Origin of the sequence: Shewanella aestuarii, from assembly GCF_011765625.1 — a bacterium.
Taxonomy (GTDB): Bacteria; Pseudomonadota; Gammaproteobacteria; order Enterobacterales; family Shewanellaceae; genus Shewanella; species Shewanella aestuarii_A.
This window is the reverse complement of the sequence record NZ_CP050313.1, coordinates 1,527,712-1,553,802: the sequence shown is the minus strand read 5'-3', so window position 1 is coordinate 1,553,802 and position 26,091 is coordinate 1,527,712. Positions and strand designations below refer to the sequence as shown.

Below are 26,091 nucleotides of genomic sequence, written 5' to 3'. Positions count from 1 at the left end.
ATCATAGCTGAACATTCTAAACAAAAGTGACGCCATGAGCGAGTATCCATAAAAGATAATATAAAAAAAGCCAGTGACATCGACCTTCACTGGCTTTTTTGTGTTGCATAAAGATAAGTTAACCTGAGCTGCGCATAACAACTTGCTTTCTAGAGCCTATTTTTACTGATAACTGCGTTAAATTTGTTTGCAATAGACCAGCTATTGACGCTCAAATTTGCCTTGTTCTAAGCAAAAATACCTCTCTAGAAATGTACTCGAAAGTAAAAATCATATGAATCAGTATATTAGCTAATCTCTTATACGCAGCTCAGGTTAAGTTAAGTTAAAAAATGTTCTAAATCTTCCGCTAATTCAGGGCGACTATATAAGTAGCCTTGGGCTAAATCACAATGATTAGCGAGTAAAAAATCAGCCTGAGTTTGAGTTTCTACGCCTTCTGCAATAACTTGTAAATTTAACGCATGCCCTAAAGCAATAACAGCTTTTGCAATGGCGGTATTATTAGCATCAAAAGGAATATCTTTAATAAAAGATTGATCAATTTTTAGTTTATTAATAGGTAATTTTTTTAAATAGTTTAATGATGAATAACCCGTACCAAAATCATCCACACTAATCGCAATCCCCATGTAACCAAGTAATTCTAAATCTCGGATAATTTTATCCGGCTCAAGCATCATGCATGACTCAGTGACTTCTAACTCAAGAAATCTTGGCGGTAAACCGGTATCGATTAATACCTGTCTAACTTGGTCAACAAAGTCACTTTGCTGCAATTGCAAACTGGCGACATTGACAGAAATACGGTCAAAATATTTACCTTCATCGAGCCATTGTACTCCTTGTTGACAAGCCGTTTGCAATACCCAATTACCAATTTCATTGATTAAGCCAATTTTCTCCGCGATAGGAATAAATATCCCAGGTGATATCATGCCCAATACAGGATCATGCCAGCGCAGTAATGCTTCAAAACCACAGACTTGATTGTTGCGCATATTTACTTTTGGCTGGTAAACCAAGTAAAAACTCTCATTAACAATCGCTTGATGAAGGGCTGAATGTATTTGAAGTTGCTGAACAGATTGCCGAGTCATCGATTCAGTATAAAAAGCAAAACTATTACGGCCATTTGTTTTAGCACGATGCATAGCCGCATCGGCATGTCTTAATAAACTATCAGCACTGTCGCCATCTTCTGGCGATAAAGCAATACCAATGGTCGCGGTGAGCCTGATTGGCGGGTGATTTTTAATAATAAATGGCTTTTCAAATACCCTGCGTAAATCATTTACCTTAGACGCCACTGAGTCGGTATCGTTAATATCACAAAGCAACACCACAAACTCATCCCCACCTAATCGTGCAATGGTGTCGATTTCTGAAATGGCAAAACACAGGCGTTTGGCTAACTCAACAATAATTTCATCACCCACTAGATGGCCTAAACTCTCATTGATATGTTTAAACAAATCAATGTCGATACACAGCACAGCAAGTTGTTGATTCCCTCTATGATTGTGCTGTAACTCTTTCTCAAGAACAGATAAAAACTGCATTCGATTTGGCAATTGAGTTAATGCGTCGACATAAACTAAATTATTGAGTTTTTCCTCAGTTTGCTTTTGCACCGAAATATCAGCAAAAACGGCAGCAAAATATTTAATTTGATTGTCACTATCATAAACAGCACTAATGGTGACAATTTGCGGGTAAATGGCGCCATTTTTACGCCGATTCCAAATCTCACCGCTCCATCGCCCTTGAACCAGTAAGGTGTTCCATAATTTTTCATAGAAATCTTTTTGATGACGACCAGACTGTAATAGGCGTGGGTTTTGGCCTATCACTTCATCAGCCTGATAACCCGTTATATTGGTAAAAGCATCATTGACTTCAACAATATTGCCAAACTCATTGGTAATCAGTACCCCTTCGATGGCATTTTTAAACACACATGCCGCTAACTCAAGTTGCTCTTCAGCCGCTTTGTGTTTAGCAATGTTTCGTGTTACCCCTAATACACCTTTTAGGTGATGTGCTTTATCATAAAGCGGGGCTTTAAGCGTTTCTAACCAAACAGTATTATTATTTAAATCTGTGTCTTGGCACTGAGAGACAATAACATTTCGCCCTTTTTTAATCGCCCTTTTATCCCCTTCAATAAACAGTTTTGCCGTAGGCTCATCAAATAGCTGTGCATCAGTTTTACCAACAATCTCGGCTTTGGACATCTTCCATGCTTTTTCGACACTTGTGTTGCAAGCAACATAAACCCCGTCGGCATTCTTTATCCAAACATGCTGGTCTAAAGAGTCGATACACATTTGTAGATCAAAACTTGTTAAATCTGTCGATGTCGTCAGTTCGGACAATTGGTTTTGCAGTTGTTGATGGAGTAAATTCAACATAGCTAGTGCTTTAGGCGAGTCATCAACAATAAATAGGGCGGCAAAAATGTTACCGTTCAACACCAAGGATTTTATCTGGGTAGTTGTTGAAAGCTCTTGATGCGGCACTAATAAACTTGAACCAGCAAAGAAACTGTTTAGCTGCTGTAAAATATCAATTTTTTGTTGCGAAGTTTTTAGATGGGCTTTGACATCTTGATTGAAAAGGATATCGTCAAAAATAATGGGCTCAGTTGAGTGTAATGCTATCCCGATGACACCATCAAAAAGGAGCGAAGCCTGCTTTAATTGGTCTCGATAATAGATAATTTGTTCATCAATGCTAATGGGGTTATTGCACTTACTCATAGATAGTAATCGATATGAAACGATATCAAGAAATAATTGCTACATTATAAATGTATCCCATCGATGAAGAACGGTTAAATTTGTGACTAAGTTAGTAAATACCGATATTGCTTAGCTTGAGCTAAAGCAAGTGGCTTGAGCAAATTGAAATACAAAAACCAATTTTTAAAAATTTCATTGCTTAAAATCAGATAATGACAAAAAAGGCGCCGCAGCGCCTTTTAACGTCAAACAAAGATGAATATTAACGAGTGCGTGGGCACAATTCATCAGCGCTGAAGAAGTAAGCAATTTCACGCTCAGCTGAAGCAACTGCGTCAGAACCGTGAACCGCGTTTTCGTCAATGCTTGCAGCGTAGTCAGCACGTAAAGTACCGCGAGCAGCATCAGCAGGATTAGTTGCGCCCATGATTTCACGGTTAGCTAAAACTGCGTTCTCGCCTTCTAAACACTGAACCATGATAGGACCAGAAGTCATGAAAGACACTAATGCGCCAAAGAAAGGACGCTCGCTGTGTTCAGCATAGAAACCTTCGGCTTGTTCTTTAGTTAGGTGAACCATTTTAGAAGCGATGATCTTAAGACCAGCTGATTCAAAACGGTTGTAAATAGCGCCAATGTGGTTTTTAGCAACTGCATCAGGTTTGATAATAGAAAATGTGCGTTCGATCGCCATTACGAGCTTCCTTTATGTGAGCTAGTTTATAAAATTCGCGCGGATTATACGTAATTTCGAAGCGAATGCATAGCGTGTAAAAGCTTTTGTGATCAAATAAGTGACTGAGTTAAAAATTACCGCAGCTACCGCTCAATTTATGATACACAACCAATCAATTTGTTAACCATTTGATACAGAATTTTCTCGTTCATTAAGTGAACAAGGCTAATCTGACAGTTGGCAACGTGCCAAAGCGGGCGTTTGGATCTAACTCGCTTTTGCCCCGAAATAATTTAGCAGTCGATTCCCGATCCCTTTCCCACGCCAGTTCTTGACCTACATTTTCTAATAGCAGATTATGAGCCTAATTGAGTATTTGCAACTATACAGACATGACCTGTAATTTGTGAGTGCTAGGGACAATAAGCCCATTGAACAGTCTTTTCTGTCATGGTTCCCATATATTTTAAATATTATAAATACAATGTCTTCTGAGAAAGGCACTGTTATATACCTTAAAGGAATAATATGTCTTTCTCTATATTGTTAAACACTACAATTCAGAGCCACAATGGAAATTTTAATCGTGAAATTACCATTCGAAATGGGCTGACAGTACTGATAGGACCTAATGGAAGTGGTAAAACACACCTGCTTAGAGCCATAAAAAATGCGCTACCACAGCATATTCAAGGTAAGAAGGTTAGATTTATTTCTGCAGGAAGAATGGGAACGCTTGAACATAGTCGGTCGGATTATGACGGCCACAGAGGTGGTCGGATATCATATGAAAGCACTAATTTTGGTAGCAGAAGTGACGTAGATAGGCGTCATAAAATTGAAACGTTAAATGGTGACTTCCAAACTTTATCGGAGAGAGCTGATATTTTGGTTAAAGTGCAAGAGCGCCTTAAAAAGTTATTCAAAAGAGATCTTATTATTGAATGGGATGCGGGTACTTTAAAGGTTGTTTTTGCAAGATTGGATAAGGAAGGTGCGCCATACTCTTCAGGTCGAGAGGCGTCAGGGTTACTTCATTTAGTTGGCTTATTATCAGCGCTTTATGATGACGATGTAGGGGCTTTGATGCTAGATGAACCTGAAGTCTCCCTGCATCCGCAGTTACAAGCATTTTTACTTAATGAGATTGCTTCAGCTGCTGGCCACTATTCTGAAGGAGGCTTTAAGAAGATAATAGTTATGGCAACTCATTCAACAGAAATGTTGAATATATTAAAATGTGACGACCTTTTATCTCTAGTTTTTTGCCATGACTTAGATACAGCACCTGTTCAAATCTCTCCAGAATCTGGCGAACTTCAGAACAAAAAAATACAGGCATTAATTGCCCGGCTAGGACAAGAACATAAACTTTCTCTATTTTGTAAAAAGCCACTATTAGTTGAGGGGCCTTCAGACGCCCTCATCTGTAGCTTTTTGTCTCAAAAGTTAGGGGTTCACTTGGAAGCATCTGGCTCTCAGTTATTGCCAGTAATTGGCACAGGTCAAATGCCTGTAGTTTCAAAATTTATAAGACTAATGGGAAAGACTCCAGTAGTTTTAGCAGATGCTGATGCTTTTGCTGATAGCCTTGAATTAACTAACTATTATCTCAACGGATGTATAATCGCAGATCAAAAAGCCGCAGAGTCTGGAGCTGCTTCTGCAGCTTCGCTTGCCAGTGCTGCTTTTAATGATTTCTGTCAATTGGCAAATAACAAATGGGAAGAGATCAAGGATATAGCTACCCCGCACCCATATTGGGTAGATAGAGGGGAAGGCGAAGAGACTAAAGCAAAACGAAGATCCGTATTCTGTGCTTTATTTAGTCATGATGAAAGTACGTTATCTGATTTAAACGCTGACAGGTCTTGGATCACAATTAGAAACCGCTTGGAAGCTGTCTTGGGGCTATTAGAACTAGCGGGTTGTTTTATCCTAAGAAGAGGGGCAATTGAATCATATTATCAGTCGTCTGACACCTTCACTTCTGAGGGAAAACCCAGCGCTGCTGTGGATGAAATCGAACACTTGGATAGCTTGGATCCTTCAATGTTAGAAGTCGTTCTGCCTGAAGTAACTAAGTGTATCAAGTTTGCGTCTCAAGGTGAAGAAATCAATGAAGCCGAATCATTAAGAGATGTGCTGCTATCAATAGCAGCACCTGCTATAGCTAAGCTAAATACAGGCTCTAACACTCAAGAAATGAAGATACTTTGCAAAACAATCCTAAGAGAAAAATCCGAACTTTTTGATTTAACGGTAGAGGGCGAACAACTTTCAATTGCATTGAAAAGCAATATTTTAAATGTTCGTGGATTTCCTATTACCATTGAAAAAGGCGAGGATGTAGTAAGTAAGATTGAACGTATCTTGAAGCCAAAAGCTTAATAAGAAACTCAAGGCTTCGACATACTTTTTCTAATCTGACAGAAACGTTTTAGAGCAAGAGACCTATCACGTTTTTGTCCAAAGGCAAGTTTGTCCGACCGTCAGTTACTCGCACATAAACCCGATATAAAAAAGAGTAACAACATTCGTTGTTACTCTTTCTATTCATTCAGTGCTGGCACTTAATAAGCTTTTAGCCTTCACTTACCATGTTAACCGTGTATTTTGGTATTTCAATAACCAAATCACAATCAACCACTTTAGCTTGGCATGACAAACGGCTTTCAGGCTCTAGGCCCCAAGCTTTATCAAGCATGTCATCTTCTAACTCATCACTTTCTTCAAGCTCGTCAAAACCTTCACGAACAATACAGTGACAAGTAGTACACGCACATGACTTTTCACAAGCATGTTCAATATGAATGCCATTGCGTAAAGCTACGTTTAAAATTGTTTCACCCACTTCGGCTTCAAGCACCGCCCCATCTGGACATAATTCTTCATGGGGTAAAAATACTAATTGTGGCATGTTGTCACCTATATATTATCGACAGATTGGCCGGTTAATGCGGCTCTAATCGAATTATCCATGCGTCTAGACGCAAAATCTTGAGTTTGTTCATCTAATTTACTGATAGCTTGCTCTATCGCATCGACATCATCAGCTCGAGCAATTTGAGCTAAATTGGCAATGGCTGCTTCAAGCGCTGTACGCTCTGCTAATTCAAGTAAATCGCCATCTTTTCTCAGTGCTGCGGTTAACGATTCTATCACCCTCGCTGCTTCAACTTTTTGTTCAGTAAGCATACGCCGAGTAATATCCTCTTTAGCATGTTTCATTGAATCTTTCAGCATGCTGGCAATTTCAGTATCAGATAAACCAAATGACGGTTTAACTTGAATACTGGTTTTCACTTGGGTAGATTTTTCCATTGCCGTAACGCTAAGTAAACCGTCAGCATCAACCTGAAAAGTCACTCGAATATGTGCAGCCCCTGCAGCTAAAGCAGGGATGTCACGCAATGTGAAACGAGCTAAAGAGCGACAATCATCAACAAGTTCACGTTCGCCTTGCACCACATGAAATGCCATTGCAGTTTGGCCATCTTTAAAGGTAGTAAACTCTTGCGCTCTCGCAACTGGAATTGTGGTATTACGAGTAACCACTTTTTCCACCAAGCCGCCCATGGTTTCAATACCTAAAGACAAGGGGATCACATCTAATAACAGTAAATCAGACTCAGGCTTATTGCCCACTAAAATATCAGCTTGTATCGCAGCACCAATGGCAACCACGCGATCAGGGTCAATAGACGTTAATGGTGTCTTTTTAAAGAACTGCTCAACTTGCTGACGCACCAAAGGCACGCGTGTTGAGCCACCAACCATGACGGTTTCGATAACTTCATCAGTTGATACACCAGCATCACGCAACGTACGACGGCAACTCGAAATGGTTTTTTTAACCAGAGCTGCAATTAACGATTCAAAATCTGCTTTAGTCACCACTAACTCTAAAAGTTGACCATTTTGATTCACTGTTGCAATAACTTGATCTTTGTCAGTTAAAGCTTCTTTAACACGACGAGCTTCAATAAGTAGCTGACGATTCACTTGTTTTGATAAATCAGTTAATTGCCATACTTGCTTGAAATGCTCAACTAACAGATGGTCGAAATCATCACCACCTAAAGCAGAGTCGCCACCGGTTGCCAACACTTCAAATACACCACGATTTAAGCGCAAGATTGAAATATCGAATGTGCCGCCACCTAAATCATAAATGGCAATCACACCTTCTTGTTTGGTATCTAAGCCATAAGCGATTGCAGCTGCAGTTGGCTCATTGAGGAGGCGTAATACTTTGACACCTAGTAACTCAGCCGCATCTTTGGTGCCTTGTCGCTGAGCATCATCAAAATAAGCAGGTACGGTGATCACCACACCTTGAAGCTCACCGCCTAAAGTATCTTCGGCGCGAGCAATTAATGGGCGCAAGATTTCAGCCGATACTTGAATTGGATTAACTTTAGCTTGCTGGGTAACAAAAACGGGTAAACCATTTTCACTGGCTTCAAATTGATAAGCGAGCTGGCTATCGGCTTGGGTGATATCCGAAAGGCTGCGCCCCATAAAACGCTTCACCGACACGATAGTATTTTGCGGATCAGTGGCAGAATATGCTTGGGCAGCATCGCCCACTAGAATGCTATCCGGACCGTAATAAACTACAGATGGCAGTGAATGTTGTCCTTGTTCATCGGCTAAAGTTTTGGCTTCACCACTGCGAACCGCAGCAACAAGCGAGTTAGTCGTACCAAGATCAATCCCCACGGCTAAACGGTGTTGATGTGGGGCGGCGCTTTGGCCAGGTTCAGCAATTTGCAACAGTGCCATAGTATTCCAACTTTTTTATTAATAACGCAATAAGGCATTATTACAGGAAATTTCTGTTAATTTTAGTTTTTAACGACAGTAATGGCGTTAACTAATCTAATAGCGCGTCTTCAATACGCGTTAATTCGACCTGCAATTTTGCCATAAATTTTAACTTACGAATTTGATCTGCCGCTTGATTATTGGCCTCTTGTTCATCGCTATTGAGTAATTCTTTTAATGAAGAAAATAGTGATTTTTCATAAGTGGCAAAAGAGTCGTATAACTCATCAATCAAGTCTTGTGGGTCAGTGGCATGATTAATATCATCTAGCAGTTCACGCCACTCCATTTGTTGCATTAAAAACGCAGTGTCTTTTAATGTCGTGGTTTCATGACTTAGCTCAATACCTCGTAAACTCAGCATGTGCTCAGCACGTCTTAAAGGATTTTTGAGCGTTTGATATGCGTCATTAATTTGCGCAGTTCGCTGTACAGAGAGGAGTTTTTGTTGCTCAGAATCATGAGCAAATTTATCAGGGTGCACCGCACGTTGCAGATCGCGATAGCGTTCTGCAAGGTTGGCGGTGTCAATATCGAAGGCTGGAGCTAAATTAAATAGTTCGAAGTAATTCATTAAATAGCATTCGTACTTGCGTATTGAATAGTAAGTAAAGCGTGATTAAACGGTGAAACTCTCACCACAACCACACTCACCTTTTGCATTCGGATTATTGAATTGAAAACCTTCATTAAGGCCTTCTTTGACAAAATCTAACTCGATGCCTTGTAAGTAAATAAAGCTTTTGGCGTCGATGATAATATTGACACCATCAATGGTGTACAACTCATCATCGTCGTTTAGTTCATCTACAAACTCAAGCACATAAGCCATCCCTGAACAGCCAGATGTTCTCAACCCTAGGCGTAAACCAAGGCCTTTTCCGCGATTTGCTAGAAAAGATCTTACCCTGTCAGCCGCAGCTGGGGTCATTGAAATTGCCATCTTTAACTCCAGGTATTACTTAGATTGTTTAGATTTATACTCTTCGATTGCCGCTTTTATAGCATCTTCGGCTAAAATAGAGCAATGAATTTTCACTGGAGGCAAAGCCAATTCTTCAGCAATATCAGAATTTTTAATGCTTGCGGCTTCGTCAACGGTTTTACCTTTTACCCACTCAGTCACTAATGAGCTTGATGCAATTGCACTGCCACAACCATAGGTTTTGAATTTTGCATCTTCAATAATGCCATCTGCACCGATTTTAAGTTGTAGCTTCATTACGTCGCCACATGCTGGTGCACCAACCATACCGGTTACTACCGAAGGGTCATTCTTATCAAAAGAACCCACGTTACGTGGATTTTCATAATGATCGATTACTTTTTCGCTATAAGCCATGATACTGCTCCAAAATCTCTGTCGGTAAACAAAATTATGTTAATGGGTTATGCCCATTAATGATGTGCCCATTGAACTTGATTCAAGTCGATACCATCTTTGAACATTTCCCAAAGTGGTGACATCTCACGTAATTTGTCAATTGATTCAGTGATTACTTTAATTGCATGATCAATTTCTTCATCGGTAGTAAAGCGACCAATTGAGAAACGAATTGAACTGTGTGCCATTTCATCGTTTAAACCTAATGCACGAAGCACATAGCTAGGCTCTAAACTTGCAGATGTACAAGCAGAACCTGATGAAACCGCTAAATCTTTTAATGCCATCATCAGTGATTCACCCTCAACAAAGTTGAAGCTGACATTGAATATACCGCTGTAACGCTGCTGCATATCACCGTTAATATAGGTTTCTTCAATGTGCTTGATGCCATTCCATAATTTGTCACGTAAACGGGTAATGCGTGCACTGTCTTCTAGCATATCTTGCTTGGCAATTGCCGCAGCTTCACCTAAACCTACAATTTGGTGAGTAGCTAAGGTGCCACTACGCATACCGCGCTCATGTCCGCCACCGTGCATTTGAGACTCTAAACGAATACGTGGCTTGCGACGAACGTACAAAGCACCAATCCCTTTAGGTCCATACATTTTATGGGCTGAGATTGAAATAAGATCAACTTTGGTTTTTTGTACATCAATAGGTAATTTGCCTGCGCTTTGCGCAGCATCCATATGGAAGAAAATACCCTTTGAACGGCATAGTTCACCAATCGCATCGATGTCATGTATAACACCGATTTCATTGTTAACATGCATGATGCTGACCAGAATAGTGTCATCACGCATAGCCGCTTCTAAACGTTCCATTGGAATGATGCCGTTCGCTTCTGGCTCAAGGTAAGTGAGCTCATAACCTTCTCGCTCTAACTGACGACAAGTGTCTAAGGTCGCTTTGTGCTCAGTTTTGCTGGTAATGATATGCTTGCCTTTCTTATGATAGAAGTGAGCAATACCTTTAATGGCAAGGTTTGACGATTCGGTGGCGCCTGATGTGAATACAATTTCACGATGGTCTGCATTGATTAAATCTGCCACTTGATTACGGGCAATATCAACGGCTTCTTCAGCCTGCCAGCCATAGCGGTGAGAACGTGATGCAGGGTTACCAAACACTCCGTCCATTGTCATATGTTGAACCATTTTCTCTGCGACACGCGGATCGACAGGGGTTGTTGCGGCATAATCTAGATAGATAGGAAGCTTCATAACACACTCCGTACTGGGTAGCCTCAGATGAAGCTACATACAACGTACAAATAATAATTATATTCAAATCAACAACGGAGAGTTATAGACTCACACGATGTTCCTTTTGCAATTCATCTTGTTTAATCGAGATAAACTGCACATCTCGCTTTTGCATTAAACCCGCAAGCGAAATGCCATTTAAAAACTCAGAAATCTGCGTACTTAAGTCACCCCATAATGAATGGGTTAAACAGCGAGTACCGCTTTGGCAATTACCTTTACCTTGACACCGAGTCGCATCAACTGACTCATCAACAGCATGGACAACCATACCCACTGATATATCGCTAGGCTCAAGACCTAAACGATAGCCGCCTCCGGGCCCGCGTACACTGGAAACCAAGCCATGTTTTCTTAATTTTGCGAAGAGTTGTTCAAGATAAGACAAGGAAATCCCCTGCCTTTCAGATATATCTGCAAGTGGTACTGGACCTGTAGCAGAATGAATCGCAACATCCAGCATAGCTGTCACTGCGTAGCGACCTTTTGATGTAAGTTTCATAACTTGTTACTGCTCCCAAAAAGTATGGGGCAATTTCAACATACCTGAGTAGTTTAGTCAACTATTAATCCGACTAATTTACTCAAGTATTAAAAAAAGAGAAGCTAAAACAGCTAAAATTTAGCGCGTGTATTTAACCTTTTTATGACTCAGTTTTCAATGCCAAAGCGGGATTAATTCCCAATTCAGTAGTAAATGGTGATTAAGCTAGCAATTGTAGAATTAAAAATCGGTTTTACTTGCTAGATATCCCAATAAAAAAGCCACTATAAAAATTCATTTTTAAGTGGCCTATTAAAAAATTAGCAAGAACACCATTAATAATTGTATTTAAATACTCGGGTCAAACTCTGCTAACTCGTGCTGACGTTTGTGCGCGGCAGCTTTCTCTGCTTCATTAAATTCGCCTACATCAAGTTCAGGTAACTTGTCTGTACACACTTCTCCGCCCATTGACTGGATCGCTTGGCAAAGCTCTTGCACTTTAGAATCCATTAAATGCATATGATCTAGCATTTGACCAATCGCATTAGCCACGGGATCGGGATTATCTGGCGATACCGCATAAGCATCAAAACCATATTTTTTTGCCATTTCAGTGCGGCGTTCTGTTTTTTCCTTAGAATGCTCGCTAGGAGAGGCAACCACCCGACCAGGTATACCCACAACAGTATGATCTGCAGCAACATCTTTTACGACAACAGAATTTGAGCCAACACGGGCGCCATCATGCATAGTAATGGGGCCAAGCACTTTTGCCCCAGCACCAATTACCACATTATTACCTAATGTTGGATGACGTTTACCTGCTTGCCAGGTAGTTCCGCCCAATGTTACCGAATGGTATAAGGTGCAATCATCACCAATTTCAGCAGTTTCACCAATCACCACTCCCATTCCGTGATCAATAAAAAATCGACGGCCTATGGTTGCCCCTGGATGTATTTCAACCCCTGTAAGCCAGCGTGAGAAAGTAGATAAACATCGAGCCGTTAGTCGCCAGTTTCCACGCCATAGTTTATGGCTAATACGATGTAGCCAAATGGCATGCATCCCTGGGTAATTTAGCAGTATTTCAATCGTGCTATTGGCTGCAGGATCGCGATGATATATAGACTCTATATCTTCTTTTATTCTAAATCTAACGCTCATGTGAACTCCCTATTCACCACTCATTACTTCTTATCAATTTTTTTATCGATTGAAGTTAAAATACCACGCAAAATATTCATTTCTTGCGCTTCAATTCTGGCACGGCTATATAAACGGCGAAGCTTGGTCATCACCTGACCGGGATGATTTTTGATCACAAAACCAGTATTTGATAGCGTTGACTCTAAATGCACAAAAAAGCGCTCTAAATCTTCAGCCAATGGGTACTCTTCTTCCGGCGCAGGAGCATCATGCAAAGCTAAATGCGCGACCCGCGTTTCATAACAAATAATTTGTACGGCTTGGGCTAAATTTAATGAGCTGTATTCAGGATTGGCAGGAATTGCCACATGATAAGTACATTTTTGTAGTTCTTCATTACTTAATCCATGATTTTCACGACCAAACACAATCGCCACCGGCCCTTTGATGCTTTCTAATGCTAATTTTTCACCAGCTTGGCGAGGATCAAGCATGGGCCAATCAAGAGTGCGGCTTCGGGCACTGGTGGCAATCACCAAGCTACAATCAGCAATGGCTTCTTCTAAAGAATCAACCTTAGTCAAATTTTTTAAAATATTCGATGCACCAGCGGCCAAAGCAATGGATTGTCCATCTGGCTCTGTTCTTGGCTCAGCAAGATATAAATTAGACAAGCCCATGGTTTTCATCGCACGAGCTGTAGAACCGATATTACCGGGATGAGATGTGCCAACTAGCACTACACGAACATTACTTAACATTGAACCACTTTTTTCACTAAAAATATTAATCGTATGCTATCACATTGGACGTTTAGACTGATATATGAAAATCTGCATTTGATATAACTATCGAATAAGGTATAATGCTGGCCGCTATTTTATTCGTTCTTTAACATCCAGGGGATTGCAATGCATCCGATGCTGACTATTGCCACACGCGCTGCGCGCGCTGCGGGCCAAACTATTATGCGCGCCTATACTGAACTTGACCGTATTGAGGTAAGTTCTAAAGGTATCAATGATTTTGTTACTAGTGTAGACAAGGAAGCAGAAGCAACTATCATTTATCAAATTCGCAAATCTTACCCAGATCACACGATCGTCGGTGAAGAAGAAGGTGAAAACCGTGGCGAAAACAAAGATTATGTCTGGATAGTCGATCCTTTGGATGGCACAAACAACTTCGTTCGTGGTATCCCTCATTTTGCTGTTTCAATTGCCGTTCAATATAAAGGAAAAATTGAAGTGGCCGTTGTTTATGACCCAGTTCGTGAAGAGCTCTTCTCTGCTGTTCGTGGAAAGGGAGCCAAACTCAATGATTTCCGTATGCGTGTCACAAACGTTAATGAACTAACCAACACCATCATTGGTACTGGCTTCCCGTTCAAAGCACGTCAACACACTGAAAGCTACATGAACATTCTTGGTGAAGTATTCCCACAGTGCGCTGACCTACGTCGCGCGGGTTCTGCTGCGCTAGATTTAGCTTATGTTGCAGCAGGTCGTTTAGATGGTTATTTCGAAATAGGTTTAAAACCATGGGATATCGCAGCTGGCGACTTAATTTGTCGTGAAGCTGGCGGTACAGTAACTGACTTTACTGGTGGTCATAATTATATGGCTTCAGGCAATATTGTTGCTGGTAGCCCTAAAGTAACGACTCAATTAGTGAAAATTATGCGCCCACTGTTAAATGAAGGTTTGAAGCGCTAATTTACTAACGCCTAATATTAACCGCTAAATTTGATATATTTAGCGGTTTTTTTGTGTCTGTGATTTAGATCACTGGGCAATTAAGCGCCGGTACATAATAATAACCTTATCAGCGAATCCTACCTCAACTACTGAGTAATTATGAACCGAGTCAAACACCTAAGTATCAATAGCCTAAAGTCGATAGAATATCTTGTTCTATTTATCATTGCCTTAGCGACCATATTTGCTATCGGTGAAGAAATTCTTCACATGTTTAACATCAAAACCGTTGAGCTAGCCGACTTACTGCTGTTATTTATCTACCTCGAAGTATTAGCCATGGTAGTGAACTATATCGAATCAGGTAAATTACCCATTCGTATGCCACTCTATATTGCCATCGTCGCCCTTGCTCGCTACCTTATTTTAGACATGAAAGGCATGGATGACTGGCGAATTTTAGCCATTTCAGTATCAACCATACTGTTAGCTTGTACGGTTATTGTGATTCGATGGGGACAATTAAAAATGCCCTACCCCAAAAACCAAGATTACGACAGTTAATCTACCTTCCATTAATGCCAAGCAACATGCTTGGCATTTTTTTGCCACATAAAACGGTCTTGAGGTGATGTGTAATTTTTTATAAAAAACAGTTTGGTATTGCTTAAAAAAGCCAATATGCTAAAACTAAAGTAACAAGAGTGATAAGGAGTATTCAAATGGATCAAGAACCCACTGGTTTTGATGAGAAACGCAGTTCATTACGTGTTGATATGGAAGCAGAAAGAGTCAAACTTCATTGGATATCCAAAGCTGGCGAAAGCTTTGAGGAAGATGGGATTTGTATAGATTTAGCCCGAAAAGGTGTGCTATTTGATTATTGCAAACCTTTTGAAGTGGGTGAATTAGTTGCCATCACCTTTAACCCCGGTACTGATAAACAAAATACTATTAAAGGCCAAGTATGCCGCTGTAGTAAAAGTAATGAGCAAAGCTACCATATCGCCATGCAGTTACTTTAATCGGGTAATTGCGATTAATAACCCAACAACTTACCCAGTTTGTCTTTCCTGTTCTATACTCAAAAAGACTGACAATGTACCAAGTTCGATGCATAGATATCATTTAATTTAAGGGAGATAAATATGATACTGCTTGTAGGCGGTGAAAAAGGTGGCAGTGGCAAAAGCTGTTTGGCGCAAAATATTGCCGTTCATATTACCCAAAAATATAATGCTAATGTACTCATGGTGGATTGTGATCCGCAGCGAACCACATCGGATTGGATCCAGGCGCGCAACAATGACCCAAGTTTAACACCAATCAACTGTATTCAATTATATGGCAAAATCCGAAACGATTTACTCAGTCTCGATGAACGCTTCGATTATGTAGTGGTGGATTGTGGTGGACAAGATAACCTTGCCATGCGCGCAGCTATGTCAGTAGCGACCTATGTTGTTATTCCATTGCGACCTAAACGTCGTGATTTAAAAACCTTACCACACATGGAAGACATGCTAAGTACCTGTAAAATGGTAAACCCGAAAATGGTCGCCACCATTGTTATGACCCAATGCCCCTCTCTTCCTTCACAATACAAACGAATTCTAGAAGCGAAAGAAGTTGTAGAGTCATATAACCTTCGCGCACTCAACTCAGTGACCTTCAGCCGCAACATCTATGATGACAGCGAAGAAAGCGGTTCATCTGTGTTAGAAATTGAGCCCGATGGCAAAGCTGCAATAGAAATTCGCGCTATCGCTGATGAACTTTTTGCAATCCCACCAGATAATAGCTATGAGTTTAACTGATCTTAAGCGTAAGAAGCCGAAACAGATTAGAAAAGCCGTTTCGGTTGACGACTTTATCGAAGATGCCAATAACTATGCATTTGGTAAGCAAACGGTTGTGGGTGAATCGCCACAAATGCAGCAATCTACTCAAGATTTTTTACAAGGTTTAGACAAAAAGTCCACTAAAATATACCGTCACGCCACCTTCACCTTGACTGAAAAAAGTATTGCTCAGTTAAATGAACTTTCTAAAACCACACAAATTGCAAAATCTAAATTATTACGGATGTTAATTGATGACTTTTATCGGTTAACTGATGCCAAACAACATGCAATGTTAAAACGTAGATAGTTCAATACAAAACAGCTTGATGTATACTAACAAAATTGATTTAAGCAATTAGGCTAGTATTTTATGACCCAGCAAAATAACCCTCTCCACGGTATAAAACTTGAAACCATAATCATCTATTTGGTTGATAAATATGGCTGGGAAGAATTAGGTAATAGGATCAATATAAGGTGTTTTAAAGATAACCCAAGTGTTAAATCAAGCTTAACCTTTTTACGAAAAACCCAATGGGCACGTGATAAGGTTGAATATTTATACTTAAAAAGCAACAAACTGCCTTTACCTGTCCGTAATGATTTTGCAGCCAAGCCAGCAGCAAGAAAGCCATCACAAATAAAGAATATCAATAAAACCCAATCAATAAGCAATTCTACTAAAAATACAGTGGATGGCTCAGTTAATGCCCACATTTGGGGTAAAAGCTAACCATTAGTCCTGTTAGGTTACCAAGTGATTACAGTGGGAATTGAAAAACGATTCGCCATACCTGCAATCCACCACCCACTTGGTAGCTCAAGCCTAAGCGTTCAAACTTTAAAATATCTGAACCAAATAAGTCAAAGCCAACCGGTTTAGTAAACTTTAGCGTTGCACCAAATTCATAAGCATGCTCTGTCATCACATCTTTACCGAAAGGCGTAATAAACCTTAATCGATCAAAATACCAACGCGCAGCGCCAAACACTCTTGGTTCAACTTGATAATTCCCCCACTGCCATTGAACCCCTAGTCCGATATCTAAGCTAGTTTGCAGTACAGAGTAACCTTCTGAGCGATCATTAAGGCTACTTCTGTAACCTGCATAATAAATGCGATTAACCCATACAGGTGTATATTTAGGGCTATCAAGCGAATATAACGATGATATGCCAGTGGAAAAGATACCGACATTACTACTATTGGCCAAATTATGGCCATAGCCTAAATCTAAATAGCTTTCTATGGTCAATTTATCGTTAACAAACCAATGATATTCTATTCCTGGCGTAATGGTTAACGTGCCAACCTTATCAGGAATTTCGCCTTCAGGAAGTTCTTCAAAAGAGTAATCAAAAAAGCCCAATGACAAAGGTAAACGTAACTTAACTAAGTGATCTTCTGCTTCATCAATATCCCAAGACATTGGAATATTCACTACCGCAGCACTTTGTCCTGAGGTTCGGTAAATACCGCTACCTATATAATTAGCAAAAGCATAATGGGAAGCATCTGGATTATTCTCGCTAACTTGAGAAAAACTTGCGGGGAAAAACAAGTAAGCCACAGCAAAGGCCATGGCTTTTATCAATATGTTGTCCTTGATCGGCAGACAACCCAGGGCAGCAAAAAGGTTATTTCTGCTCGTCATTAAAGTGATGCTCAGACATCATATGCCCAAGTTGGGTTGACTTGGTTTTAAGATAATCTTCATTGTAGCGGTTTTTACCCACTTGTAATGGGACACGTTCAGCCACTTCAATACCTACATCTTGCATTGCGATGACTTTACGAGGGTTGTTCGTCATTAAACGAACTTTTTTAACCCCAATTTGTTCAAGCATAGGCTTAATCATATCGTATTTGCGCATATCAGCTTGAAAACCTAAGCGCTCATTTGCTTCAACAGTATTCGCCCCTTGGTCTTGCAGCTGGTAAGCGCGAATTTTGTTCAACAGACCAATGCCACGGCCTTCTTGACGCAAATACAAAATAAAGCCCTGCCCAAGCTCTGCGATGGTTTGCATAGCTGTTTGCAACTGAAATCCACAATCACAACGCAAACTAAATAAGGCGTCACCAGTTAAACATTCTGAATGGATCCGCCCTAATATTGGTTCATTCGTATCTAATTGACCAAAGGTTAAGGCGACATGTTCTTTGCCAGTTTCAGTATCTTCAAAACCATGCATGTCAAACACGCCCCAAGGAGTGGGTAATGTTGAAGTGGCGATATATTTAATCGTCATGAATTAGACCTTACGACAACGCTCATTACTTGAGACTTATAAAACAAACCTAAAGACCAAAAGTAAGAGACCATATGGATTAAACTTACTGGTGTTTGACTAGATTTTTACGCTAAAACAGGGCTGAAATTAAAACTTATTCGGTGCGAAACCGGTTACCGCCTTTATGCCCATTTCACGACCAAGAGCCGTCATCGGATGAACAACAACTAAACCTTTAACAGTCTTTTTTAACTTACCCATGTCAGCTTGTTCAGCTTTGGTCAATTCACGTTTAAAAGGTAAATTTCTAACTTCACCACCCTCTTTGTTAAGCTGACGTGTTTGTTGACCTTTAACATTGGCTATGCGCTTTGTAACTGCCGTAATTTCTCTTTTGAACTGCATAATAATCGCTGTATCGCCACGCTGTTCAGCAGCGGCTAATTTACGACGAAACTTGTCTAGTTTATCATTAAGTGATTGCAGTTCTTGCTTTAAATTCATTACTTTACCTTTAAACTCACATTGAGTTGCATCAACAATCACAATGAAAGTAGCCAACTCGACAATTATAAATAAACCGCTTTGCGATTTAAGCTGGGAATTATATACCCAAAGCCTCATATTTTGCGAACATCTAGCCAAGGTTTATCAATAATTTTATTGATTTCATCAGATTTTGTAGGGGTATCTGCTAACACTGTCATAATCTGCTTGGGTTCAATACAAGCATCGTCGACTTTTCGGTCGCTTAACATTGACACTAATTTATCTAAGGCTTGCTGTTTCTGAATAAGCTCTTCAATTAACTGCTGCATGTGTTGCTGTTTTTGCTGCAAAAAAGTCAGTGCATCTTGATGATCCACTTTAGATGCGATCCCCAAAAAAGGCTTGATTTCTTCTAATGTAAACCCCAAGCTTTGACCAAGTTTTATCAACTGCAAATTGGCCAGCACATTATTTTGATAATCTCGATAGCCATTTGCTGCACGCTGCGGGTTAGCAATTAATCCTTGTTGTTCATAAAAACGGATCCGACTGGTTGTTAATCCACTTAATGATGCGACCTCACTTATCTTCACGCTATTGCCTATTGACCTTAAAGTTAGCTTTAAGGATATGCTACCAGCAAACTGGTAACAACAAACCATAAAAGATGAATATTAGCCCATTAAGTAAAGTATCAATATCTTCGCGTTTGAATTTGAAAAATCGTATCGTCAAAGCCGCAATGGAAGAAAACTTAGCCAATGCAAACCAGCAACCAGATGATGCGCTATACACCTTGTACCGTCGTTGGGCTAATGGTGGTGTGGGATTAATTATTACCGGAAATGTAATGGTTGATCGCCAAGCCATGACAGGCCCAGGCGGTGTCGCATTAGATGAGTTATCTGACTTATCAGCGTTTAAAAAATGGGCGGAAAGTGGTAAACAGAATAATACCCGTTTATGGATGCAAATTAATCACCCAGGCAGACAAGTCTATAAGGCCCTTGGAGGTAAAAATATTGCCCCTCGGCAATTGCTCTAGATCTAGGTAAACATTCAAGGTTATTTACTCTTCCTAAAGCCATGAACGAAGCGGATATTTTAGATGTGATTAAACGCTTTGTTACCACTGCGACACTGGCAAAATTAGCGGGGTTTGACGGGGTACAAATTCATGCTGCTCATGGCTATTTATTAGCCCAATTTTTATCTCCGCTCACTAATCAGCGAAGTGATAAATGGGGAGGGAGTTTAATTAATCGAGCGCGTTTATTAATCGAAATAGTCAAAGCCATTAAGTATGCATGCGGTAATGATTTTGATATTACGGTTAAGCTTAATTCGGCAGATTTTCAACGTGGGGGATTTGACATAGACGACGCTCGTCAAGTGATTGATATGTTGAGTGTCATCGATATAGATTTGATTGAACTTTCTGGTGGTAGCTTTGAAGCGCCCGCAATGCAAGGCAGGACTGCCGATGAGCGAACATTAGCACGTGAGGCTTATTTTTTAACCTTTACTCAGCAACTCGCGAAAACCTCACCAGTCCCCTTAATGTTAACTGGCGGAATTTATCGCTTAGCCACAGTGAATAATGTTTTGCATGCAGGTTTTGCATTATGTGGTATTGCTAGCGCACTTGCCTATACGCCAGATTTAGTAAATCGTTGGCAATTAAACCCAAACTTTTGTGTGAAAATTAATCCCCCAATTGGCACAATAAACCACTAGCAAGTTTAGCTACCATGGCATTAGTGAAGCGGCAATTGAAACGAATGAGCTTGGGTGATAAACCGCGATTAACCGACTCAGCCCTGTTCACTTTAATCACAGATAGAATACGCTTTACCCAAAAAGCGAAAGCATATAAACAACAACTAGATAGATCTAATCTGAAAAAATAATCACTAAAAAAAGATAGCTACAAAAAAGGGTTAACAACCGTTAACCCTTTAATTTTTTTAATAATTAGCTTTAGATCTACTCATTGAGATAATGTATTTGTTGATTACTGCTGCCACGCCACTTGAGTGAAGGGTCAGCTTTATCTTGTTCAAACTTGCCGTCAATTAACACATCAACATGATCAATCACAGCCTGTTGTTGCGGGGTTAAATTAGCCCGTTTATAACCCGACCATAACCAAATATCTTTGCCAATACATTCGCTTTTCACCCGTTTAACCAACTGTAATACAGCGCTTAAATTTGCTGGATACAGCGGGTCTCCGCCACTTAACGACAAACCTTTACGAACAATACGTGTGTCTTGTAAATCAGTAATAATTTGATCTTCTAATGCTTGGGTAAACTCATGCCCAGAATCCACTCGCCAAGTTGACTGATTGTAGCAGCCACGACAGGCATGGTCGCAGCCACTCACAAACAAGGTACAACGGGTACCAGTACCGTTAACCACGTCAACCGAATGATAGACATGATAATGCATTAGATGTGCTTCACTCTGCGCTTCACTTCTTCTTGTTTACCATAATTAAATGGTCTTGCATCTGGACTGCCCAAGTAGCCGCATACGCGACGAGTAACCGACACGCGACTAGGTTCATGATTGCCACATTTGGGGCAAACAAAACCTTTACTAGTACAGTTAAATTCGCCCACAAAGCCACAGTCGTAACACTCGTCGATTGGGGTGTTAGTGCCGTAATATGGCACCCTTGTATAACTGTAATCCCACACTTGCTCTAACGCTTCAGTGTTGTGCTGCATGTTAGGGTATTCACCGTAACAGATAAATCCACCACTGGTGATTTCTGGGTAAGGCATTTCAAAATCAATTTTGTCAAACGGATTCACTTTTTTCTCAACATCTAAATGGAAGCTGTTGGTGTAGTAACCTTTATCGGTTACGCCTGCAATGAGGCCGAATTGTTTGGCGTCAATACCGCAAAAACGACTGCACAGGTTTTCACTTGGCGTACTGTATAAGCTAAAGCCATAACCGGTTTCTTCGGTCCATCTGACAGTGGCTTGCTTCATGTATTCAATAATGGCGATGGCTTTTTTACGTAATACTTCATTGTCATAAACATGCGTATCATTGCCATAAAGAGCGTTAATGGTTTCATGTAAACCGATAAAACCTAATGAAATTGACGCGCGACCATTTTTGAAAATTTCAGACACATCATCATCAGCTTTTAATCTCACCCCACAAGCCCCTTCCATATACAGAATGGGCGCAACACGGGCTTTAACACCCACTAAACGGGCGATGCGCGTATCTAATGCTTTACGGGCAATATCTAATCGTGCATCTAATAATTCGTAGAATGTCGTTTCATTACCACCAGCTTCGATAGCAATACGCGGTAAGTTAATGCTAACCACCCCTAAATTATTACGACCTTCATGAATTAACTGCCCATCTTGCTCAAATGCCGATAAAAACGAACGACAACCCATTGGGGTTTTAAATGAGCCAGTTACTCGCTCAACTTGCTCATAATTAAGGATATCGGGATACATTCTCATGCTGGCACATTTTAGTGCCATCTTTTTGATATCATAATTAACGTCTTGCGCTTTATGGTTAACACCATCGCGGATAGCAAATACTAACTTAGGGAAGACCGCTGTTTTATGGTTTTTACCTAAACCAGCCATGCGCACAGTTAAAATAGACTGCTGAATTAAACGTGATTCCCAGCTTGTTCCTAAACCGAAACCAAACGTCACAAAAGGGGTTTGTCCATTGGCGGTATGTAAAGTGTTCACTTCATACTCAAGTGATTGAAATGCGTCATGACACTCTTTTTCTGTTTGCGCCATCGCAAAAGCGTCAACGTCTTTTACATCCCATTTTTGCGCGACAATGCGATGCTTTTGATAACTTTTTTGAACAAACTCAGCTAGCACTTCATCTATACGATTAATGGTCGTGCCGCCATAAATATGACTCGCCACTTGAGCAATAATTTGTGCGGTGACAGCTGTTGCAGTTGAAATCGATTTGGGTGTCTCAATCTCTGCATTACCCATTTTAAAACCGTGGGTGAGCATGCCAGCCAAATCAATCAGCATACAATTAAACATTGGGAAAAAAGGTGCATAGTCAAGATCGTGATAATGGATCTCACCACTTTCATGAGCAGCGACAACATCTTTTGGTAATAAATGAGATTTAGCATAATGCTTGGCCACAATGCCCGCTAATAAATCGCGCTGGGTAGGAATAACCTTGGCATCTTTATTGGCATTTTCATTCAGAATGCTTGAGTCACTTTGCTCAACTAAGCCACGGATTTCACAATTTAGTTTACTTTTCGCTTCACGGCGAACATCACGATCATGACGATACTCAATATAATGCCGTGCAACCTCTTTATAAGGCCCCGACATCAGTTCATTCTCAACCGCTTTTTGCAGGTGATGAATCTCGACTTCGTTTTGATTGCTAAATTGCTGCTCAACAATAACTGCTAAAGTTTGAGCGTAGTCATTATCTGATTGGCCTGCAGACTCCATTGCTGCAATAACAGCGTCTTTAATTCGACTATGATCGAACTCTGTACGGCAACCATCCCTTTTAATAACAACCAACATAACAAACTCTCCAACGCAACACAGATACCTATATATCTGTACAAAAAGCAAACCAAACACAATATATAGTGTATTAGGCGCTAAATTTACACTAGGCGTCTTGATCTAGATCATGATTTTAAAGGCTAAGAACAAGCAAAAAGAATTTGTGTCGGTAGGGCCAATGAAACAAAATTTGCCACTTGACCCCACAGTAAAAAGTCGATAATGAGCCGTATATGATAACAAGCTGATCTAGTTTTTTATGATAGCTTTAATAAGATGACTGATGTTTTCTACGGCTTGTCTGCCCGCTAATATGGCATCTTTTGCACGATGAAACTCCATGGTGCCAATACCACTGACATCTGGCACGATGCAAATGTCAGGCGGGTCTCCCATCAAGCGCGCACGTTTATGGCGCTGTTCAAGAATCTCCATAGATTGTGACATCACCGCCAGCATACCTGGAGTTGATTTGCCTCGTTGAGAAAACTTATCACTAATACCTGTTAAGTACTCTTTTCCCTTACCCCATAAATCCATAAACCCAGACTCTGGCTGCTCATCCCTTGCAACAATGCCGGTAAATTTGGGTGACTTACTGACCAACTGCTGTGGTAACAACTGTAATTGTGACCGACGATGACCGTGAAGATCCACCGCAATCACAATATCTACCCCAAGTGAACGACATAAAGAAACCGGTACAGGATTAACCACAGCACCATCAACTAACCAATGACCATCTTGTTGCAACGGCGGCAAAAAGCCGGGCATTGAGCAAGATGCTCTAACTGCATGGCGTAATTCACCTTGCTTAAACCAGACCTCTTGACCTGTGTATAAATCTGTTGCAACCGTTGCAAAAGGCCGTTTCAATTGTTCAATATTTATGGCACCGATTTGTTTTGACATAACATCAAACACTTTTTCACCACTGATAAGGCCACCCTTTCGCCAGCCAATATCCATCAGTCCAAGTACATCCCAACTTGAAAACCCACTTACCCAGGCTTTTAATTCAGGCAAATGATCATTAGCATAAGCTGCACCCACCAGCGCACCTACTGAACAACCGGCAATTTTATCGGGGTAGATACCTAACTCGGCCAGTCCTTCTAACACTCCAATGTGTGCCCAACCTTTAGCAGCACCACTGCCTAAGGCTAACCCAATCGTTAAACCATTATTTTTATTTGATTTATCCATAAATACTGCATGACTCCTTACAAGTAGTTAATGGCTCAATGATATTTCGCAAATAGCATAAACAAGCACGGCTTTGTTGGCTATAGTCAGAGTAACCAGTTATAATACTCGGCTATTATTTTCTAGGGGATTTACCGTTGCAGTTTACTGATTTTTCGCTTGATAAACGCTTGTTAGACAGTTTAAAACATATGGGTATCAGTACCCCTACTGAAATTCAACAACAAGCCTTACCTATTGCTTTAGCTGGCAAAGATTTGATGGCCTCATCAAAAACCGGCTCTGGTAAAACCTTGGCGTTTTTATTGCCAGCGATGCAACGGATTATTTCATCTCGCCCGCTTTCTAAAAAAGACCCACGAGTACTGATACTGTTACCAACCCGAGAATTAGCCCAACAAGTCTATGGCCAATTACGCTTATTGGTAGCAAACACCCAATATAAAGCAATTAGCGTATTAGGTGGGGAAAACTTTAACGATCAAGCTAAAGCCCTATCCCGCGACCCACACTTTATTGTCGCCACTCCAGGCCGCATTGCCGATCACCTACAACAACGTCATTTGTTTTTAAATGGCCTTGAGTTATTAATATTAGATGAAGCGGATCGCATGCTTGACTTAGGCTTTGCCGAGCAACTCAAAGCCATTAATGTCGCAGCAGACCATAAACGTCGTCAAACCTTAATGTTTTCTGCAACCTTAGATCATGACAGTATTAATGACATTGCCACAACTTTATTAAATAACCCAAGTCATGTGGCAATTGGTGCCAGTTATGCTGAGCACAAAGACATTGAGCAAAAAGTGTTTTTTGCCGATCATTTAGATCATAAGCAAGCGTTATTAAGCCACATACTTAAGCAACCTGAACATAAACAAACGATTGTGTTTACCGCAACCCGTGCCGATACTGACCGATTAGCAACATTGTTGGCCGAGCAAGGGTTTTCTACTGCGGCGTTAAGTGGTGATTTAAAACAATCTGCTCGTAATCAAATTATGGACCAATTCAGTCGTGGTCAGCAGCAAGTATTAATCACCACTGATGTCGCTTCTCGCGGCCTAGATTTAGTTAACGTATCTTTAGTGGTTAACTTTGATATGCCTAAATTTGCTGAAGAATATGTGCATCGCATTGGACGTACGGGTCGTGCCGGCGCAAAAGGGGTGGCGATTTCGTTTGTTGGCCCCAAAGATTGGCAAAACTTTTTACAAGTGCAAACTTTTTTACGCAAAAACTTCAATTTCAGTACCATTGATGGCTTACCCGCTAAGTTTTCTGGTTTAAGTGCCAAAGCAGACAAAGCCGTAGGCCATAAAGTCGCTGCTAAAGCAAAGGCTAAAACCAAAGCTAAGAGTGCAGTAAAAGCAAAAGCGGCACCTAAACGCGATAAGCGATTTATTACTGGTGTGGATATTGGTGATGCGCCTATGCGCCGCAAAGCCAAACCAACAGCCATTGTTGAACAAGATATTTTTGACAAAAATAGTCAAGATTTAGATGATTAATTTTTAGTCGCC

General features: G+C 40.5%; 26 protein-coding genes and 1 pseudogene. 9 read left to right on the top strand and 18 right to left on the bottom strand.

Annotated elements, in window-relative coordinates; translation table 11 throughout:
- Positions 1-320: 320 nt before the first annotated feature.
- Together HBH39_RS07015 and ndk are read right to left on the bottom strand one after the other, a co-directional pair.
- Positions 321-2,762: an EAL domain-containing protein gene (locus tag HBH39_RS07015; RefSeq protein WP_167676851.1), complete on the bottom strand. Its 2,442-nt coding sequence runs from the start codon at positions 2,760-2,762 to the stop codon at positions 321-323.
- A gap of 244 nt (positions 2,763-3,006) precedes the next feature.
- Positions 3,007-3,438: a nucleoside-diphosphate kinase gene (gene ndk, locus HBH39_RS07010; protein WP_167676849.1), complete on the bottom strand. Its 432-nt coding sequence runs from the start codon at positions 3,436-3,438 to the stop codon at positions 3,007-3,009.
- A gap of 510 nt (positions 3,439-3,948) precedes the next feature.
- On the opposite strand from ndk, the gene HBH39_RS07005 reads away from it, so the two are divergent.
- Positions 3,949-5,811 carry an ATP-dependent nuclease gene (locus HBH39_RS07005; RefSeq protein WP_167676847.1) on the top strand — a complete coding sequence of 621 codons (1,863 nt, stop codon included), beginning with the start codon at positions 3,949-3,951 and terminating at the stop codon, positions 5,809-5,811.
- 193 nt (positions 5,812-6,004) lie between these two features.
- On the opposite strand, the gene fdx is transcribed toward HBH39_RS07005, so the two are convergent.
- The 9 genes from fdx to trmJ form a co-directional block, all read right to left on the bottom strand.
- Positions 6,005-6,340, bottom strand: a complete 336-nt coding sequence (fdx, locus tag HBH39_RS07000) for an ISC system 2Fe-2S type ferredoxin (RefSeq protein ID WP_167676845.1) — start codon at positions 6,338-6,340, stop codon at positions 6,005-6,007.
- Between the two features lie 8 nt (positions 6,341-6,348).
- Positions 6,349-8,208 carry a Fe-S protein assembly chaperone HscA gene (gene hscA, locus HBH39_RS06995; RefSeq protein ID WP_167676842.1) on the bottom strand — a complete coding sequence of 620 codons (1,860 nt, stop codon included), beginning with the start codon at positions 8,206-8,208 and terminating at the stop codon, positions 6,349-6,351.
- Between the two features lie 91 nt (positions 8,209-8,299).
- Positions 8,300-8,824, bottom strand: coding sequence for a co-chaperone HscB (gene hscB / locus HBH39_RS06990; protein WP_167676840.1), 525 nt, complete (start codon positions 8,822-8,824; stop codon positions 8,300-8,302).
- A gap of 45 nt (positions 8,825-8,869) precedes the next feature.
- Positions 8,870-9,193 carry an iron-sulfur cluster assembly protein IscA gene (gene iscA / locus HBH39_RS06985; RefSeq protein WP_167676839.1) on the bottom strand — a complete coding sequence of 108 codons (324 nt, stop codon included), beginning with the start codon at positions 9,191-9,193 and terminating at the stop codon, positions 8,870-8,872.
- 15 nt (positions 9,194-9,208) lie between these two features.
- Complete coding sequence (iscU, locus tag HBH39_RS06980) at positions 9,209-9,592, bottom strand: Fe-S cluster assembly scaffold IscU (RefSeq protein WP_167676837.1); 384 nt, start codon at positions 9,590-9,592, stop codon at positions 9,209-9,211.
- Positions 9,593-9,648: 56 nt separating this feature from the next.
- Positions 9,649-10,863, bottom strand: coding sequence for an IscS subfamily cysteine desulfurase (locus HBH39_RS06975; protein WP_167676835.1), 1,215 nt, complete (start codon positions 10,861-10,863; stop codon positions 9,649-9,651).
- A gap of 82 nt (positions 10,864-10,945) precedes the next feature.
- Positions 10,946-11,407 (bottom strand): Fe-S cluster assembly transcriptional regulator IscR, encoded by a 462-nt coding sequence (gene iscR, locus HBH39_RS06970; RefSeq protein WP_167676833.1) that lies wholly within the window; start codon positions 11,405-11,407, stop codon positions 10,946-10,948.
- Positions 11,408-11,737: 330 nt separating this feature from the next.
- Positions 11,738-12,559 carry a serine O-acetyltransferase gene (cysE, locus tag HBH39_RS06965; RefSeq protein WP_167676831.1) on the bottom strand — a complete coding sequence of 274 codons (822 nt, stop codon included), beginning with the start codon at positions 12,557-12,559 and terminating at the stop codon, positions 11,738-11,740.
- Positions 12,560-12,582: 23 nt separating this feature from the next.
- Entirely contained in the window at positions 12,583-13,302 is a 720-nt protein-coding gene (gene trmJ, locus HBH39_RS06960) for a tRNA (cytosine(32)/uridine(32)-2'-O)-methyltransferase TrmJ (RefSeq protein ID WP_167676829.1), read from the bottom strand.
- 150 nt (positions 13,303-13,452) lie between these two features.
- On the opposite strand from trmJ, the gene suhB reads away from it, so the two are divergent.
- From suhB to HBH39_RS06930, 6 genes are all read left to right on the top strand, one after another.
- Positions 13,453-14,256: an inositol-1-monophosphatase gene (suhB, locus tag HBH39_RS06955; protein WP_167676827.1), complete on the top strand. Its 804-nt coding sequence runs from the start codon at positions 13,453-13,455 to the stop codon at positions 14,254-14,256.
- A gap of 141 nt (positions 14,257-14,397) precedes the next feature.
- Positions 14,398-14,802 (top strand): phosphate-starvation-inducible protein PsiE, encoded by a 405-nt coding sequence (locus HBH39_RS06950; RefSeq protein ID WP_167676825.1) that lies wholly within the window; start codon positions 14,398-14,400, stop codon positions 14,800-14,802.
- 158 nt (positions 14,803-14,960) lie between these two features.
- Entirely contained in the window at positions 14,961-15,263 is a 303-nt protein-coding gene (locus tag HBH39_RS06945) for a PilZ domain-containing protein (RefSeq protein ID WP_167676823.1), read from the top strand.
- Between the two features lie 123 nt (positions 15,264-15,386).
- Positions 15,387-16,055, top strand: coding sequence for an AAA family ATPase (locus HBH39_RS06940; RefSeq protein WP_167676821.1), 669 nt, complete (start codon positions 15,387-15,389; stop codon positions 16,053-16,055).
- Positions 16,042-16,389 (top strand): ribbon-helix-helix domain-containing protein, encoded by a 348-nt coding sequence (locus tag HBH39_RS06935; RefSeq protein WP_167676819.1) that lies wholly within the window; start codon positions 16,042-16,044, stop codon positions 16,387-16,389. Before HBH39_RS06940 ends, HBH39_RS06935 begins: the two co-directional genes overlap by 14 nt.
- A gap of 63 nt (positions 16,390-16,452) precedes the next feature.
- Entirely contained in the window at positions 16,453-16,815 is a 363-nt protein-coding gene (locus HBH39_RS06930; RefSeq protein ID WP_167676817.1) for a VF530 family DNA-binding protein, read from the top strand.
- Positions 16,816-16,843: 28 nt separating this feature from the next.
- Here HBH39_RS06930 and HBH39_RS06925 read toward each other — a convergent pair whose 3' ends face one another.
- The 4 genes from HBH39_RS06925 to HBH39_RS06910 all read right to left on the bottom strand — a co-directional run bounded on the left by HBH39_RS06925 (position 16,844) and on the right by HBH39_RS06910 (position 19,399).
- Positions 16,844-17,677: a hypothetical protein gene (locus HBH39_RS06925; protein ID WP_167676815.1), complete on the bottom strand. Its 834-nt coding sequence runs from the start codon at positions 17,675-17,677 to the stop codon at positions 16,844-16,846.
- 43 nt (positions 17,678-17,720) lie between these two features.
- The gene (ribA, locus tag HBH39_RS06920; RefSeq protein WP_167676813.1) at positions 17,721-18,335 is read right to left on the bottom strand and encodes a GTP cyclohydrolase II; all 615 of its coding nucleotides are present in this window, start codon (positions 18,333-18,335) and stop codon (positions 17,721-17,723) included.
- 129 nt (positions 18,336-18,464) lie between these two features.
- Complete coding sequence (locus HBH39_RS06915; protein WP_167676811.1) at positions 18,465-18,821, bottom strand: YibL family ribosome-associated protein; 357 nt, start codon at positions 18,819-18,821, stop codon at positions 18,465-18,467.
- Between the two features lie 116 nt (positions 18,822-18,937).
- Positions 18,938-19,399: a MerR family transcriptional regulator gene (locus HBH39_RS06910; protein ID WP_167676809.1), complete on the bottom strand. Its 462-nt coding sequence runs from the start codon at positions 19,397-19,399 to the stop codon at positions 18,938-18,940.
- 74 nt (positions 19,400-19,473) lie between these two features.
- Between HBH39_RS06910 and HBH39_RS20095 the strand changes: the two are divergent.
- A pseudogene (locus tag HBH39_RS20095) lies at positions 19,474-20,716 on the top strand (NADH:flavin oxidoreductase/NADH oxidase family protein).
- Between the two features lie 76 nt (positions 20,717-20,792).
- On the opposite strand, the gene nrdG reads toward HBH39_RS20095, so the two are convergent.
- The 3 genes from nrdG to rssA all read right to left on the bottom strand — a co-directional run bounded on the left by nrdG (position 20,793) and on the right by rssA (position 24,568).
- Positions 20,793-21,260 (bottom strand): anaerobic ribonucleoside-triphosphate reductase-activating protein, encoded by a 468-nt coding sequence (gene nrdG / locus HBH39_RS06900; RefSeq protein WP_167676807.1) that lies wholly within the window; start codon positions 21,258-21,260, stop codon positions 20,793-20,795.
- Positions 21,260-23,377, bottom strand: a complete 2,118-nt coding sequence (gene nrdD, locus HBH39_RS06895) for an anaerobic ribonucleoside-triphosphate reductase (RefSeq protein ID WP_167676805.1) — start codon at positions 23,375-23,377, stop codon at positions 21,260-21,262. The genes nrdG and nrdD overlap by 1 nt, the downstream gene beginning before the upstream one ends.
- A 234-nt stretch (positions 23,378-23,611) precedes the next feature.
- Complete coding sequence (gene rssA, locus HBH39_RS06890) at positions 23,612-24,568, bottom strand: patatin-like phospholipase RssA (protein ID WP_167676804.1); 957 nt, start codon at positions 24,566-24,568, stop codon at positions 23,612-23,614.
- Positions 24,569-24,705: 137 nt separating this feature from the next.
- On the opposite strand from rssA, the gene HBH39_RS06885 reads away from it, so the two are divergent.
- A complete protein-coding gene (locus tag HBH39_RS06885; RefSeq protein ID WP_167676802.1) occupies positions 24,706-26,079 on the top strand; it encodes a DEAD/DEAH box helicase in 1,374 nt (457 codons plus the stop codon).
- The last annotated feature ends 12 nt before the right edge of the window (positions 26,080-26,091 follow it).

What these genes read in the sequence shown, in the direction of transcription:
- HBH39_RS06915 (WP_167676811.1), bottom strand. Translation starts at nt 18,821, where the DNA reads ATGAATTTAAAGCAAGAACTGCAATCACTTAATGATAAACTAGACAAG.
- HBH39_RS06975 (WP_167676835.1), bottom strand. Translation starts at nt 10,863, where the DNA reads ATGAAGCTTCCTATCTATCTAGATTATGCCGCAACAACCCCTGTCGAT.
- HBH39_RS06950 (WP_167676825.1), top strand. Translation starts at nt 14,398, where the DNA reads ATGAACCGAGTCAAACACCTAAGTATCAATAGCCTAAAGTCGATAGAA.
- iscU (WP_167676837.1), bottom strand. Translation starts at nt 9,592, where the DNA reads ATGGCTTATAGCGAAAAAGTAATCGATCATTATGAAAATCCACGTAAC.
- hscB (WP_167676840.1), bottom strand. Translation starts at nt 8,824, where the DNA reads ATGAATTACTTCGAACTATTTAATTTAGCTCCAGCCTTCGATATTGAC.
- HBH39_RS06930 (WP_167676817.1), top strand. Translation starts at nt 16,453, where the DNA reads ATGACCCAGCAAAATAACCCTCTCCACGGTATAAAACTTGAAACCATA.
- trmJ (WP_167676829.1), bottom strand. Translation starts at nt 13,302, where the DNA reads ATGTTAAGTAATGTTCGTGTAGTGCTAGTTGGCACATCTCATCCCGGT.
- cysE (WP_167676831.1), bottom strand. Translation starts at nt 12,559, where the DNA reads ATGAGCGTTAGATTTAGAATAAAAGAAGATATAGAGTCTATATATCAT.
- fdx (WP_167676845.1), bottom strand. Translation starts at nt 6,340, where the DNA reads ATGCCACAATTAGTATTTTTACCCCATGAAGAATTATGTCCAGATGGG.
- nrdD (WP_167676805.1), bottom strand. Translation starts at nt 23,377, where the DNA reads ATGTTGGTTGTTATTAAAAGGGATGGTTGCCGTACAGAGTTCGATCAT.
- HBH39_RS06935 (WP_167676819.1), top strand. Translation starts at nt 16,042, where the DNA reads ATGAGTTTAACTGATCTTAAGCGTAAGAAGCCGAAACAGATTAGAAAA.
- hscA (WP_167676842.1), bottom strand. Translation starts at nt 8,208, where the DNA reads ATGGCACTGTTGCAAATTGCTGAACCTGGCCAAAGCGCCGCCCCACAT.
- ndk (WP_167676849.1), bottom strand. Translation starts at nt 3,438, where the DNA reads ATGGCGATCGAACGCACATTTTCTATTATCAAACCTGATGCAGTTGCT.
- HBH39_RS06945 (WP_167676823.1), top strand. Translation starts at nt 14,961, where the DNA reads ATGGATCAAGAACCCACTGGTTTTGATGAGAAACGCAGTTCATTACGT.
- HBH39_RS07015 (WP_167676851.1), bottom strand. Translation starts at nt 2,762, where the DNA reads ATGAGTAAGTGCAATAACCCCATTAGCATTGATGAACAAATTATCTAT.
- ribA (WP_167676813.1), bottom strand. Translation starts at nt 18,335, where the DNA reads ATGACGATTAAATATATCGCCACTTCAACATTACCCACTCCTTGGGGC.
- nrdG (WP_167676807.1), bottom strand. Translation starts at nt 21,260, where the DNA reads ATGCATTATCATGTCTATCATTCGGTTGACGTGGTTAACGGTACTGGT.
- suhB (WP_167676827.1), top strand. Translation starts at nt 13,453, where the DNA reads ATGCATCCGATGCTGACTATTGCCACACGCGCTGCGCGCGCTGCGGGC.
- HBH39_RS06940 (WP_167676821.1), top strand. Translation starts at nt 15,387, where the DNA reads ATGATACTGCTTGTAGGCGGTGAAAAAGGTGGCAGTGGCAAAAGCTGT.
- iscR (WP_167676833.1), bottom strand. Translation starts at nt 11,407, where the DNA reads ATGAAACTTACATCAAAAGGTCGCTACGCAGTGACAGCTATGCTGGAT.
- HBH39_RS07005 (WP_167676847.1), top strand. Translation starts at nt 3,949, where the DNA reads ATGTCTTTCTCTATATTGTTAAACACTACAATTCAGAGCCACAATGGA.
- rssA (WP_167676804.1), bottom strand. Translation starts at nt 24,568, where the DNA reads ATGGATAAATCAAATAAAAATAATGGTTTAACGATTGGGTTAGCCTTA.
- iscA (WP_167676839.1), bottom strand. Translation starts at nt 9,193, where the DNA reads ATGGCAATTTCAATGACCCCAGCTGCGGCTGACAGGGTAAGATCTTTT.